Annotated in this window: 11 protein-coding genes; all 11 read right to left on the minus strand. The window is 60.0% G+C overall.

Going from position 1 to position 13,409, the window contains the following annotated elements; translation table 11 throughout:
* Positions 1-328: 328 nt before the first annotated feature.
* Positions 329-1,270: an NADP-dependent oxidoreductase gene (locus ACSVIE_RS19960; RefSeq protein WP_442424981.1), complete on the minus strand. Its 942-nt coding sequence runs from the start codon at positions 1,268-1,270 to the stop codon at positions 329-331.
* 149 nt (positions 1,271-1,419) lie between these two features.
* Positions 1,420-3,015 carry an ATP-dependent acyl-CoA ligase gene (locus ACSVIE_RS19965; protein ID WP_442424982.1) on the minus strand — a complete coding sequence of 532 codons (1,596 nt, stop codon included), beginning with the start codon at positions 3,013-3,015 and terminating at the stop codon, positions 1,420-1,422.
* Positions 2,996-3,322 (minus strand): zinc ribbon domain-containing protein, encoded by a 327-nt coding sequence (locus tag ACSVIE_RS19970; protein ID WP_442424983.1) that lies wholly within the window; start codon positions 3,320-3,322, stop codon positions 2,996-2,998. Before ACSVIE_RS19970 ends, ACSVIE_RS19965 begins: the two co-directional genes overlap by 20 nt.
* Complete coding sequence (locus ACSVIE_RS19975; protein WP_442424984.1) at positions 3,319-4,458, minus strand: thiolase family protein; 1,140 nt, start codon at positions 4,456-4,458, stop codon at positions 3,319-3,321. The genes ACSVIE_RS19970 and ACSVIE_RS19975 overlap by 4 nt, the downstream gene beginning before the upstream one ends.
* Before the next feature lie 70 nt (positions 4,459-4,528).
* Positions 4,529-5,527 (minus strand): sugar phosphate isomerase/epimerase family protein, encoded by a 999-nt coding sequence (locus ACSVIE_RS19980; RefSeq protein WP_442424985.1) that lies wholly within the window; start codon positions 5,525-5,527, stop codon positions 4,529-4,531.
* Positions 5,528-5,529: 2 nt separating this feature from the next.
* Complete coding sequence (locus ACSVIE_RS19985; RefSeq protein ID WP_442424986.1) at positions 5,530-6,711, minus strand: Gfo/Idh/MocA family protein; 1,182 nt, start codon at positions 6,709-6,711, stop codon at positions 5,530-5,532.
* Between the two features lie 449 nt (positions 6,712-7,160).
* Positions 7,161-7,976, minus strand: a complete 816-nt coding sequence (locus tag ACSVIE_RS19990; RefSeq protein WP_442424987.1) for an ABC transporter ATP-binding protein — start codon at positions 7,974-7,976, stop codon at positions 7,161-7,163.
* Complete coding sequence (locus ACSVIE_RS19995) at positions 7,969-9,690, minus strand: dipeptide/oligopeptide/nickel ABC transporter permease/ATP-binding protein (protein ID WP_442424988.1); 1,722 nt, start codon at positions 9,688-9,690, stop codon at positions 7,969-7,971. Before ACSVIE_RS19995 ends, ACSVIE_RS19990 begins: the two co-directional genes overlap by 8 nt.
* Positions 9,677-10,738 carry an ABC transporter permease gene (locus ACSVIE_RS20000; RefSeq protein ID WP_442424989.1) on the minus strand — a complete coding sequence of 354 codons (1,062 nt, stop codon included), beginning with the start codon at positions 10,736-10,738 and terminating at the stop codon, positions 9,677-9,679. The genes ACSVIE_RS19995 and ACSVIE_RS20000 overlap by 14 nt, the downstream gene beginning before the upstream one ends.
* A 22-nt stretch (positions 10,739-10,760) precedes the next feature.
* Positions 10,761-12,314 carry an ABC transporter substrate-binding protein gene (locus ACSVIE_RS20005; RefSeq protein ID WP_442424990.1) on the minus strand — a complete coding sequence of 518 codons (1,554 nt, stop codon included), beginning with the start codon at positions 12,312-12,314 and terminating at the stop codon, positions 10,761-10,763.
* 191 nt (positions 12,315-12,505) lie between these two features.
* Positions 12,506-13,408, minus strand: a complete 903-nt coding sequence (locus tag ACSVIE_RS20010; RefSeq protein ID WP_442424991.1) for a sugar phosphate isomerase/epimerase family protein — start codon at positions 13,406-13,408, stop codon at positions 12,506-12,508.
* Position 13,409: the final 1 nt, after the last annotated feature.

The raw sequence follows: 13,409 nt of genomic DNA on the forward strand, positions 1-13,409 counted from the left end.
CACCGAGGAAACCGCTACACCCCCACCACCACACCCGAACCCCAACTCACCCACCAATAAAACCCAGACCGGCGACAAGCCGCAACCATCGCAGTGAAGCCAGGACCCAATCCGTCAGGTCCTGGCTTCACTCGTTTCTGACGAGTTGACAGTGAACAGGGAGTTCCCCGGCCTCGTTGAAGTTGTTGGCGTGCTTGTGGCAACCCTCTTGCGTGCCAACGGAGCATGAGTGGTGACTTGTCGGTGGGAAGAAATCCCACTCCCCGCGCCACACCGGTCGTCGCCGAAGACTCGGCAGCCTAATGCACCAGGCCAACTGCTCGTGCTCCTAATGCGGTTCGGAGAGATTGACAACGATTTTCCCGAATTGCTGCCCGCGTCGTTGCATCTCCACAGCCTGCCGAATGGAGTCGAATCGGTAAGTTGCCGCTATGGGAAGGTCGATGTCACCGCTCGCAACGAGATTGGCGATGTGACTCAAGGCTCCGGGTGCGCTGTCCCTTCCGGAGGTGGCGATTGCTCCCCCCGGAGGCGTGGGGCCTGCTGAAATCGCTGCAATGCGATTCGGAGGAACCGAGAGTTGCAGTGCTGTCTGGACCGTGTCAGTCCCGTGAAGGTCGGCCGCTGCTGTGATTCCATGTGGAGCCACGGCAAGTATTCGCTCAACCAGCCCCGGGCCATGGGTGACCACCTCATCGATGCCCAGCTTATGTAGGTGCGCATGATGGCGGTCCGATGCAGTGCCAACGACCCTGGCTCCAACCCGCGCGGCCAACTGGATGGTCAACACTCCTACGCCGCCCGACGCGCCTCCGACCAAAAAAGTGTCTGAGCCTGAAAGATTTACGGCTTCAACGACAGCGGAGGCCGTCCTAGCCGTGATGGCCAGTGCGCTGGCCCGCACGTCATCGAGACCAACCGGAGTGTGTTCAAGCACGCCTGCAGCGGCGCTGATGACAAGATGCTCAGCAACGGCTCGCCCACGTGCTCCACCGAAAACGCGGTCCCCGAGGGCGAAACCAGTTACGCCCTCCCCTACCTCGTCGACGGTACCAGCGAAGTCATGACCAAACCCTGTTGGGACGGTGATGCCAAATATTGCCGCAACCTCCGCATTTTCCGACATTTTCACGTCTACCGGGTTGAGCCCGGCCGCGCTGACACGGACACGGATTTCGCCTCGGCCAGCGTGTGGCTCCGGAAGGTGTCGTACATGGAGGACTTCGCTGCCGCCGAATCTGTCCTGTACTGCTTGTCTGCTCACGGCCATGGCCCATCTGTCAGTGGTATGTCTTTGGGTTGAACGAGCCCAGCGACCGTGCGACGCTGCGATTGTGCCGGAAGGACAGCCAACTGTTGTTGTGCAGATTTAGCCCTAGAAGCACTGCTCGGGTTGCAGGCTCTCATCACTCGTAGAAGCTAACGGGCTTCGGAAGTATTGATGTGGCGGGGAAACTCCACTTCATAGTCCCACTGAGCTGCGGCCCTTCCCGCAGCCTTCAAAACCTGCTTGCGTACCTTGCCGTTCTCGGTCTGAGGAAGCTGATCGACCGTCCGGAGGAAACGAGGCAGGGCGAATGATGCCAGCCGAGGCGAACAGAATCGTCGCAGTTCGGCAAAGTCTATAGGTCGGCGTAGAACAAGGGCCGCCATGACTTCATCCTCCCCTAGCTCGGAATCCACGGCATAGACCGCGGCGTCCTGAACGTCAGGGTGCTGTCGCAGTACTTGCTCTACTTCGACTGAGGAGATGTTCTCTCCTCTACGTCGAATGACGTCTTTGATCCGATCCATGAAACGAACCCAGCCGTCAGCATCTATGACCACACGGTCCCCGCTGTGGAACCAGAGATCCCGCCATGCCTTGGTAGTCGCCTCGGGCATAGCGTGATAGCCGCTGGCAATGGCATGAGCCTGTTCACTGCGAATCAACAGTTCACCAGGCACACCAGCAGGGACGGGTATTCCTTGCTCGTCGACTACGCGGATGGAAAACCCCGGCCTGACTTGGCCCATGTATCCGGGACGCCATTGATAAGGCGTCGATCCTATGACGGAATTGGTCTCGGTAGATCCGTAGCCGTCGAGCAGGAGTACTCCAAACCGTTCACGAAAAGGCTCTACCAACCGGGAAGGTGTTGCCGGCGATAAGGCTAGACGAATGCCGTGATCGCGTTCGCCGGGAGTTGCGTCCTTTCCTGCCAAGATCCCAACCATAGCTCCCAATAGGTACGTGACCGTGGCACCTGTCGAACCTGCGTCCGTCCAGAAGCGAGAAGCGGAAAACCGAGGTCCCAGCACGTACTCGCCGCCACATACTACTGCTTGCATAAACGCGTTCAGTGCGTTCGTGTGGAAGAGAGGCAAACATGTGTACAGCACATCGTTCGGACCCAGACCCAACTGGTCAGACATGTTGACGGCCCACCAGTAGAACTGACCTTGAGGGCAGAGCACACCTTTCGACACCCCGGTTGTTCCCGATGTGTACAGAATTGCGGCGGTCTCCGCCGGTTCCGTATCCACCGGATCCATGGCAGGACCGGGGTCAGGCAACCGAATGACCGTGAAGGAAGCATCAAGCTCCAGAGGCGGCTCGTCCAAGACCCAAACGGTCCGGAGGCTGGCTGGTGCGACCGCGGCGAGATGAGGCAAGAGCGCGGCTTCGGCGACCAGCAGCGAAGCCTGCGAGTTATCCAGCACATGACGAAGCTGCTCGCCCCGGCTGGCAGTGTTGATGGGAACGGCAATGGCGCCCATCCAAGCGCACCCCAGGACCAGGTCCAGCAGTTCAGGTCGATTAGAAGACATTAGTGCGACGGTCTGGCCTCGCTGGATTCCGGCCGCAACGAGCGTCCCGGCAGCGCGCGATACGGCCTCGACCATGGCCTGGCTGTCCCGCCGCACCTCTCCGCATCGAAAGAGGGCAGCCGAGGGAATGTTGTGTGCACGCTCCATCAGCATTTGAGGAATCGTCAGTGGTCGCAAGAACCGTTCAGCAAGTTTTGTAGTCATGGCTATCCTCAAGTACGTGGGAGTGGGCAGGTACGTACGCGCCGGAAACGGTGTTCCGGTCATTGGTTAGGAGGACGCTTTGACCAGGCTCCATACGAGGACCGCGCAAGCGGGCAATCACCCTTGGTCCGCGATCGATAAGCACGGTTGCAAGGATCGTCCCATCGGCAAGCATCGTCTTCTGCTCAATGACTCCCTCTTCCGCATATGTTGTCGAAAAGTTCGCGTCTCCGCAGTGCGGGCATAACAGACGTTCAGGAAAGAGCAAGCACCGGCAATTACGGCATTCCTGTACTCGAGCGCTCATTCCGCAGCCTCAAGTACGGTCATTGAGGCGCACGCGCCAAATCGGTAAAGAACCATCCCGTATCCGCTAACAACGGCATGGCGGGCGGGGACTTGCCGAGGTCCTGCGAGTCCCATGAGCTGGCGGGACGCCTCCACCAGCCCGTGCATGCCGCCGGCAGCGCCTGCCTGACCTGCTGAGAGCTGGCCACCGGAAGTGTTAACTGGCAATTCGCGCGTGTATATTCGCCGCCGGATGAACGCCGAAGTGTCCTCCAAGGCCGGTATCATGCCTAAATCTGCTAGTTGGGCTACCACCATGGATGGGTAGTCGTCGTAGACGCAAGCCAAATCCACCTCTGCAGGACCAATGCCAGCCTCTTCCCAGCCGGCCTCAGCACATGACCGCAGCCCTGTTGCAAGTCCGTCCCCTGCCTGCTGGTCGCTGTTGTACGAGGAACGCACACTCAGGACCCTCGCCCGCGCGGTGCCGTCGCGGGGGTCAGCAATAAGGACCACGGCATCAGCCCCGGTTACCGGGGGCACACAATCGTACCGACCCAGCGGTTCAGCGACGAGAGGAGCATTGAGATAATCGTCCATGGTGAGGGGGCCCCGATACACGGCACCAGGGTTTTCGGCCGCCCACCGGCGCTGGGCGATGGCGATGTGGCCATAATCTTCCCTCGTCAGTCCCAAGGCTTCCATTTGGCGGATAGTGAGCATTGCAAACAGGCCGTTAGGGCCTCGCATGGGAAGCGGCGCCAAATGCTCCTTCGTCGCACGGTTATAGTTCGCCACCAAATGAGCGAACGCTGCCCCGTCCATGACATCCCCAGCCGCGAGGACGATTACGCTCGCGTCTCCGGCTTCTATAGCGCGGACTGCATGCTGAAGCATCCCGCCCGCGCTTGCACCACCATTCGTATCCTGCATCAGCCAACTCAGACGCAGACCCATACGCCAAGCAAGGTCTATCGCATGGTCAGGGCCCATCGTGAAGCTTGAGACGGCGAACCCATCAACATCGGCAGGCCGAAGGCCGGCATCGAATAAGGCGTCTTGGACAGCGCGCGCGATCACTCGCGACGTATCGGTACCTGCACGCACATGGCGGGTATAAGGCGATTGCCCCGTACCGACGATGGAGACCGTCACATCATTCCTTTCATGGGAGGTTCCGAACTTCCCTGTTTAGCGAGTCGGGTAGGGACCCGTTCGGGTCTATTTAGTCCTGGCTGAAGGCGGCGTCGAAGCTGGTTTGGGAGGCGGGGAAGTCGTATTTCTTGAGGGCGGCGAGGGCTTCGGGGGCGCCGTGGAGGCGGTCCATGCCGGCGTCCTCCCATTCGACGGAAATGGGGCCGTTATAGCCGATGGCGGTGAGGGCGCGGAAGGACGCTTCCCAGGGCACGTCGCCGCGGCCGGCGGAGACAAAGTCCCAGCCCCGGCGCGGGTCGCCCCAGGCCAAGTGGGAGCCCATCACGGTGTTCCGTCCGGTCTGGCGGACCTTGGTGTCCTTGCAGTCCACGTGGTAGATCCGGTCCTTGAAGTCCCAGATGAAGGAGACGGGGTCGATGCCTTGCCACATCATGTGGGACGGGTCCCAGTTCAGGCCAAAGGCTTCGCGGTGGCCGATCGCTTCGAGGGTGCGGACGGTGGTCCAGTAGTCGTAGGCGATTTCACTCGGGTGGACTTCGTGGGCGAAGCGGACACCCTGTTCGTCGAAGACGTCCAGGATGGGGTTCCAGCGGTCCGCGAAGTCCTGGTAGCCGGCGTCGATGACTTTTTCCGGCACGGGAGGGAACATCGCAACGTACTGCCAGATGGAGGAGCCGGTGAACCCGACCACGGTGTCCACGCCCAGGGCGCGGGCGAGGCGGGCGGTGTGCTTCATTTCTTCGGCGGCGCGTTGCCGGACGCCTTCGGGGTCCCCGTCGCCCCACACTTTCGAGCCGACGATGGCTTCGTGGCGGAAGTCGATGGGATCATCGCAGACGGCCTGGCCCTTGAGGTGGTTGGAGATCGCCCAGACCTTGAGGTTGTACTTCTCCAGGATGGCAAGTTTGGAGTCGACGTAGCCGGGTTCGTCCCAGCGCCAGGCGTCCAGGTGGTCTCCGGAGACGGCGATTTCCAGACCGTCGTAGCCCCAGCCCGAGGCGAGGCGCGCGACTTCCTCGAGGGGGAGGTCGGCCCACTGGCCGGTGAACAGGGTGTACGGGCGGGGCATGGTCAGGCTCCTTCGGTGGTGTTGGACAGCTGGATCAGTGAGCTTTTGGCGGCGGCGGACTCTTCGACGGCGGCCAGGACGCGCTGGATTTGGAGCCCGTCTTCGAACGACGGCGACGGCGACTCACCGGCTCCGATGGCGGTCAGGAAGTCCCGGACCTGGTGGGTGAAGGTGTGTTCCCAGCCGATGATGTGCCCTTGCGGCCACCACGCTTCAAGGTAGGGGTGCCCGGGTTCGTTGACCAGGATCCGCCGGAAGCCCTGCTCCCGGACCGGAAGGGTGGCGTCGAGGAACATCAGTTCGTTGAGGTTTTCGAGGTCAAAGGTCAACGACCCGGCAGAGCCGTAGATTTCGATCCGAAGGCTGTTCTTTTGTCCCGTGGCTACGCGGGACGCCTCGATAGAGGCGCTGATATTTCCCGTCAATCCAAGGGTGGCCCATACTGCATCGTCTACGCTAACTTCTTCCAACCCCGCCGGGCCCGGGCGGTCATTGACGAAGGTCCGTAGTGTTCCGGTCACTTCCGTGACCGTTTCGCCTGTGAGGTTCTGAATCTGGTCGATGGCGTGGGAGGCGATGTCGCCCAGGGCGCCGGAGCCGGCGGTTTCCTTGCGGAGCCGCCAGGTCATGGGCGATTCGGCGTCGGAGAGCCAGTCCTGCAGGTACGCGGCGCGGATGTGGCGGATGGTGCCGAGCCGTCCTTCGGCGATGAATTCGCGGGCGAGGGCCAAGGCGGGGACGCGCCGGTAGTTAAAGCCGATCATGGACTGCACGCCCCGGGCGCGGGCCTTGGCAGCGGCGGCGGTCATGAGTTCGGCCTCGGCCAGGGTGTTGGCGAGGGGTTTCTCGACCAGGACGTGCTTGCCTGCCTCGAGGGCGGCGATGGCGATTTCGGCGTGCATCCAGCCCGGCGCGCAGATATCGATGATGTCGATGTCATCCCGGTGGATCACGTCCCGCCAGTCCGTGGCCCACTCCTCCCAGCCATATTTGCCGGCTGCGAAGGCCACTTGGGTTGTGTCCCGGCCCACGAGCACTTTCTGCTCGAAGGCCGGGACGTCGAAGAAACTGGCCACATTCCGCCACGCATTCGAGTGGGCCTTCCCCATGAAGGCATAGCCGATGGCGGCCACGCCGAGTGGACGGTCAGAAGGCAGGGACGAGTGGGTAGGGTTGAGCTTCATACTTGTCTTCTCTTGAGATGTTGGCTCTGTGAATCATGGGAGCACGTAGGGTCAAGCCCAGCCCCACACGTACATGGCCCCTAATAGACCTGGCGTGGACAATAAGAGCGCCATTGAGGTCGAGCTAGGTACGGCTGTCTGGCCTTAGCCACCTCGTGGCTTTGCCATTTAGTGGGGGCATCAGTTCCCCGCGGATGAGTTCGACGGTGACACACGGCGTGGATAGCGCCGACCAAAGGCCGGACACAGGGCAGTGGTGCCCCGTCACGGCAACCGGGGAAGTCTGTGACACAACTCCGGGATCGCGGTCGTCCGCATCTTCGCGTTGATCAAGGGAAATGAATGTGTGCTTTCTGTTTTTCATTTAGCATCCTTAGAATGGTCCGACCTGGGCCCCTTGCAATTCAGACTGGTGACCGCCATTGATGGCGGTCACCAGGCCAGGTCAATCAGGATGCGGCGAGTGGGCTTGTTTCGGGTTCGATGGAAAAACCAGGAACGCCAGGGACTGCGGAAAGCAGTTTCCGTGTGTATTCGTGCTCGGGATTATCAAATAGCTCCGCAGTGGGCCGGTGCTCCACCACTTCACCTTGATAAAGGACCGCAACCTCATCACTGACTTCACGAACGACTGCAAGGTTGTGTGAGATAAATACCATCGTTAGTCCAAGTTCCAGTCGGAGGCGCGAAATAAGAGCAAGAATTTCGGCCTGCACAGAGACGTCAAGTGCGGAAGTTATTTCGTCTGCGATGACGACAGCTGGCGATAGGATCAAGCCTCGGGCGATTGCTACCCTCTGACGCTGGCCTCCCGAAAATTCATGAGGATACCGGTACATGGAATCGGCAGGCATCTTCACGGTTTCGAGCCACTGGACGATGCGTTCCTGATGTTTTTTCACGTTAGCCCCGCGCGGGTCTATCGCTTCGGCTAAGGCCTGCCCGATCGTACACCTGGGATCAAGTGACGAAAAAGGGTCTTGGGGAATCATCTGTACAGCACGTCGTAGTTGCGATCTCTGTGCCCCACGTGCAGCTGTTACACCGACTCCGCCGATGGTGACTGTGCCGGACGAGGGGCGCAGAACGCCGACCAATGTCTTCGCAAGTGTTGATTTGCCGGACCCTGACTCGCCAACGATTCCCAAGGTTCGACCTGTGGGGACATCCATGGAGATACCGTGCAGAATCCGCACCGCCTTGTGTCCGGAACCGTATCGGACTTCCAAGTCCCGAATCTCAATGGCATTTGATAGTTCAGGCATTGATTTCTCCAAGGGTGGCTGTCTTGCGGGTCCTTGATGCTGTCGGATTCTGTCGCTCCGGCAGCGGTGCGTTGATGTCGGGTGTGGCGGCGAGCAAGGACTTGGTGTAGGGGTGCCTGGCATGCTCGACGGTGAGTTCCGCGGCGGGTACTTCCTCGACGATTTCGCCGTGGTACATCACGAGAACCCTGTCGCAGAGAGCTCGGACGACTCCAATATCATGGGAAATGAAGACCATGGCGGTGCCATAGTTCCTATTGACGCGTTTCAGTTCCCGTAGGATCTCCGCCTGAACAGTCACATCCAGCGCAGTCGTTGGTTCGTCGGCGATTATCAGCCGGGGGGCCGTGGCAATTGCTGCGGCAATCATGGCTCGTTGTCGCATGCCACCGGACAGTTCGTGCGGAAGTTGCCTGTATCGCACCTCAGGCTTGGTCATATGGACAAGTCGCAGGGCTTCCACTATGCGTTGCCGTGCTTTTGCGCGGGTGAACCCTTTATGAGTTACGAGCACTTCACCGAGTTGGGTTCCCATGCGGAGGGCCGGATTGAAGGTTGAACCTGGATCTTGATAGACCAACGCCACTGCCTCGGCCATTTGCCGCGCCGGAATGGTACCGAGAAGGTCGAGTCCGCCCACCGATAGCTGTGATGCTGATGAGGACAATCCATCGGGGAGTAGCCGCGCAAGCGCCATTGCGGTTAGGGTCTTTCCGGAGCCGCTTTCACCGACGATGCCAACGATTTCTCCTTCTTGGACTCCGAAGGAGATGCCCTTTACCAAGGGCACAGTTCCTGCTGAGATCGATAGATTGCTGACGCTGGCGACATATCCAGTCTGCTGGGGAGGCTTCTGACCGGACCGCCGAGAAACAGTTTCATGGGCCCTCTTCCCCGACGTTCGAGGGTTTGCGGCGGCAGCCAGGCCGTCTCCAATCAGAATCGCTGCGAGTCCGGTGAGAATGATCATCATGGCTGGACCCATCATTTGGTAGGGCCGTCCGGCGAGCAGCGATGGAAGAGACTCGTTCAGCAGCTTTCCCCAGTCATATGCAGGGGATTGAACACCAAGGCCAACGAATGACAGTGCTGAGATAGCGGTCAGGGTTTGCGCAAAGGTGGAGGCAGAAAGCACCAGAAGTGGCTCGGCCATGTTTGGAAGCATGTGCCTGAGGGCAATTTGATGGCTTTTGACCCCAAGCAGCATGGCCGTGGTGATGTATTCCTGGTGTGAGACCTTAGCAGCAAGATTTGCGGTAAGCCGGGCGAAGTAAGGCACGACAGCAACGCCGATGGCTATCACGGCCGATGTGCCGCCGGCGCCCAAGATGGCTGCCACCACCAACGCCAGCAGTAGGCCGGGGAAGGCTACCATGCCGTCGATTACTCGAAGGCTGAGCTCCCTTAGACGAGGAGGCATCAGCCAGACGCCGGTGCCTACGAGGACTCCGACTATCACGGCGATGGCTGTCGCTCCAGCCGTCATGATCAGGGTCAGACGGGTCGCGACGAGACTGCGGAGCAGCATGTCGTGGCCTGCAGCATCTGTGCCCAACCAGTGAGTCGATGAAGGCGCCTGACGTGGTCCCAGCTCGTCTGCGGCCTCGCTGAAGAGGACAGGGGCGAAGACGGCGATCAGCACAACGACCACAAACAAAGCCAGTCCGATTGCCAGTCCGAGGTTCCACCGGAGTCGACGATTATGAGGACGCATGGGCACCTCCGAGGTTGCGCTGGTCAATGAGGCCGAGTACGAGGTCGACCAGTAAGTTGATGAGGGTTGCGATCATGCCGATGACGATGACCATTCCCTGAATCACGGGGTAGTCCCTGTCCAGAATCGCTTTGATAATGCCCGTTCCCAGTCCTGGGAGTGCGAAGACGGACTCAATAATGATGGCCCCGCCGATCATCCCCGTAAGGATGAGACCGCTCAGAGTAAGCGTGGTGGTGACAAGGTTGGGCAAGGCCCACTTCATGTACGTCTTGAGGGCCGGCAACCGCCAACCCCGAGCGGTGCGCATATAGTCGTTTTCCAGGACGACGGCCGTTTCCCGTCTGACAACGCGTGAGATTGTGCAGATTGGTCCGAGTGCAAGCGCGGCAACTGGCAGGATAAATGACGCCATTCCGAGTCTCGGCGCATATGCAGGGGGCAATATCGGGAAAAGACCAACACCCAGCGCGAACATCACGACCAGGAATGATGCGGCCACGTAGCCAGGAACTGAATCCAAGAATCCGGTAATTGCACCGAAGGCCGCGTCGAGCCAGCTTCGCCGACCCCCTCGGGTCAGTAGACCGATAAGCATTCCCAGCGGGACCGAGATGAGCAGGACAACAATGATCCCTGCGATAGCAATTGTGGCGGTAAAGGGCAGCCTGTTCATGATGATGGTCATTACCGGTTGCCCGTACATGAATGATGAGCCGAGGTCACCGGTCAATACATTTCCTACGTAATCGAAGAATCGTTGGGCCAGTGGCAAATCGAGGCCGAGCTGGTGCCTGATGCGTTCAATGTCTTCTTCAGCAGCGTTGGCACCGGCCAGTGCGTACGCGGGGTCGCCAGGTATCAGCTGGACAATAAGGAACGAAAGACACACGAGCGCCAGGAAAGTGGCGGCAAGGCTGATCGTCCGGCGGATTGCGAAGGCTAGCCACGGAGATTTTGATCCGAGGAGGGTTCGACGGCGGGGGCCGCCTTCAGGGGGTCGGCCCCCTCGTTTGGTGGCCAGGTTCGCGACTGGGTAGTCGGTCATCGGAATACTTTCGGTTGGTCAGTTATTGATCGATACGCAGGGTGGCAGGGTCCTGGTAGTCGCCGAAGGTGCGAACACTGAAACCCTTTGCGGTGACGATGGTGACAGGGAGAGTCGAGAGCGGGACAGCGTCCACTTGTTTCAGGAAGGAAGCCTGAGCTGTTTGGAAGGCAGCACACTTTTCGTTGCTATCCACGGCGTTCAATGCGGCAGTCAAGGCAGCATAGCCGTCCTCATGAACGACCCCAGTCTTATTGCGTCCTCCACTCTCTGCTGGCGGGCCCATTACCCGGAGCAGGGACGAGGTGAGGGTTCCCATAAGGTTGTTGTCCCCCTGGACGTTGATGTCCCAATCGGTGCCGCCCTTGCCCGTCAGGGCTGACCAGTTGGCGTTGTCAAGGTTGCTGAGTGCAACTTCTGCACCGGCATTCCGCAGGACCTCCGCAACGTACTCATTTCCTTTGGCGAGCAGGTTCGTCCCTACGATGCGGATTTTGACTCCGTTGAGGACCTTGCTTGCTGCGCTGCTATCCGAAGCTGGGAGCAGGGAAGTATCGGTATTCACGCAGGGAATCTGCGGAGACCCCAACGAGAGCAGTTGCTGACCTCGCGAACCACTGATGATGTCACTGTAGGTCTGGGGATTCACGGCCTGCGCAACTGCTTTGCGAAGGTCGGGACGGTTAGCGAAAACGGCCCCGGGGCGCTCGTTGAAGATGAGATAGGTTGTGGTGTTGGCGGTACTGGTCGTTGTGAACTGGTCGTTGTTGGCGAACCGGTCGACGTTTTCGTCCGTAAGCACGCCGACGTCCAAGCTACCGGCCAACAACTGTGTTGCGAGGGTGGAATAGTCACTGATTGGGCGGAGGACGAGGTTCTTCGCTGGCTTACCCTGAAGGGGTTTGGCGAATTTTGGCCAGGCGTTATAGTCATCGCGCAGTGCCAGGTTGTACGACGTTCCGGCCTGGGACGAAGCCAACGTGTACGGGCCTGAGAAGGCACCAGGAACTGACCCCGAGCCGAGCGCCTTGACGTCAGCGAGTCCGGCGGGACAAATGATCGCTGACTGCGGGAGCGTCAGGCCCTGAAGGAAGTCGGACCATCCTTGTGTCAGAGACACCGTCACGGTGCCGGCGACGTCGTCGGGCGTGACTGTAGCCTTGGCCGAACCTATGGTGAGGAATCGTCCTGTGGACCCGGTCTCGGGTGCGAGGAAGCGGGTCAGGGAATTAGCTACCACTGTCGGCGTAATGGGCTTTCCGTCGGAGCATGTAGCGTCGGTCCGGATTTTGAGGGAGTAGTTTGCCGCATCCTTAGCTTCCCATTCTGTAGCGAGACCGCCGACCACGGCGCCGTTCTCGTCCTTGCGAAGGATGGTGTCGAACAACAGTGGAGCCATTGTGTAGTCGTCTCCGGAGCGTGCAAGCGTCGGATCAAGAGATGACGGGTCAGTGCTCAGCGACATGTTCAGGGTGTCGGTGGAACCCGGGCCTGTGGTGTCGGTGCTCCCGCAACCCGACAGCGCGGCTGCTGCGGCCGCAAGAAGTGAAACCGTGACAAGCGAACGGTGGTACATGCGAACTCCAAAAAATGAACTGAAGAGGCTGGGTGTCTTAGCGTTGAATCTGCACAACGGCTGCGGTTGTGTTCGTGAGCGAACGCGGTTGCTTTGACCTATTGGGCCTCGAGGATGTGAATTCGGCCGAGCCGGGATGGAGGTCTCCTGGGGGAAGGTGGCCCTCTGGCCACCTTCCCCCAGGAGACTTCCTACGCAGGCAGCAATCGAGCGGCGGACTTGACCCAGTCCCCGCAAATGTTGATGCTTTCCTGCGGTGTCGGTGTGGTGCCGCGATCGACTTCGACAACGATCCAACCGTCGAAGTCGGCGGGCAGGGAATTGGCGAGTGCGTCCATATCCATGTCGCCGGTGCCCAGTTCGGTCCAGATTCCGGCGCGGGAAGACTTCCTGTAGTCCCATCCTTCTTCGCGGCCGCGTTGGGCGATGTCAGCGCGATAATCCTTGATGTGTACGCCGGCTACGCGGTCGGCGTACTCAGTTATAACGGCTGCAGGATCGACGCCCGTCCATGCGAAGTGTCCGGCGTCGGGGCCGAATTTCAGGATGGCTGGGTCAACGCTATCGAGAACGAAGCGTGCTTCGTCAGCGGTTTCTACCCACGTACCAACATGGGGATGCAACGCGGGCACCGCGCCCTCGGAAACGATAAGTTCTGCCGCCTGTGCCAGGTAGTCCCTGACCAAGGACAGGCGTTCGGTGGAAGCATCAAAGCCTACCGCGGGATGTGCAACGCGGGGAGCGTCAGCGGTCATGGCTACAGCCAGGAACAGGAGCGGATTGCCGAGTGCCGCGTTCTCCTGTGCTTTCTTCGATGCCCGCTCGAGGCTCTGCTTCCGCACCTCCGGGTCCTCAGACCATCTGATGCCTACGTAACCAGGTCCAGGCTGGAGCCCGTAGCGGGTGAGTAACGAGCCATACGTCTCCGTGGTCATCGAGGCCGGAACCTCAGAATGAACGGCGGTGAAGCCAGCACTGGCGATTTGTTCGAGACGCGCCTCCAGCGGAGGAGCCAGAGAGGGGTCCAACCAACCGTCGGCGGTTGCGAAGTACTGCAGTGGGTTCAGTGCGAACTTTGCCTGTGTAAGTGCCATT

This window comes from Paenarthrobacter sp. NCHU4564 (assembly GCF_052156435.1).
GTDB lineage: Bacteria > Actinomycetota > Actinomycetes > Actinomycetales > Micrococcaceae > Arthrobacter.

What these genes read in the sequence shown, in the direction of transcription:
- ACSVIE_RS20010 (WP_442424991.1), bottom strand. Translation starts at nt 13,408, where the DNA reads ATGGCACTTACACAGGCAAAGTTCGCACTGAACCCACTGCAGTACTTC.
- ACSVIE_RS19965 (WP_442424982.1), bottom strand. Translation starts at nt 3,015, where the DNA reads ATGACTACAAAACTTGCTGAACGGTTCTTGCGACCACTGACGATTCCT.
- ACSVIE_RS19995 (WP_442424988.1), bottom strand. Translation starts at nt 9,690, where the DNA reads ATGCGTCCTCATAATCGTCGACTCCGGTGGAACCTCGGACTGGCAATC.
- ACSVIE_RS20005 (WP_442424990.1), bottom strand. Translation starts at nt 12,314, where the DNA reads ATGTACCACCGTTCGCTTGTCACGGTTTCACTTCTTGCGGCCGCAGCA.
- ACSVIE_RS19960 (WP_442424981.1), bottom strand. Translation starts at nt 1,270, where the DNA reads ATGGCCGTGAGCAGACAAGCAGTACAGGACAGATTCGGCGGCAGCGAA.
- ACSVIE_RS19970 (WP_442424983.1), bottom strand. Translation starts at nt 3,322, where the DNA reads ATGAGCGCTCGAGTACAGGAATGCCGTAATTGCCGGTGCTTGCTCTTT.
- ACSVIE_RS19990 (WP_442424987.1), bottom strand. Translation starts at nt 7,976, where the DNA reads ATGCCTGAACTATCAAATGCCATTGAGATTCGGGACTTGGAAGTCCGA.
- ACSVIE_RS20000 (WP_442424989.1), bottom strand. Translation starts at nt 10,738, where the DNA reads ATGACCGACTACCCAGTCGCGAACCTGGCCACCAAACGAGGGGGCCGA.
- ACSVIE_RS19980 (WP_442424985.1), bottom strand. Translation starts at nt 5,527, where the DNA reads ATGCCCCGCCCGTACACCCTGTTCACCGGCCAGTGGGCCGACCTCCCC.
- ACSVIE_RS19985 (WP_442424986.1), bottom strand. Translation starts at nt 6,711, where the DNA reads ATGAAGCTCAACCCTACCCACTCGTCCCTGCCTTCTGACCGTCCACTC.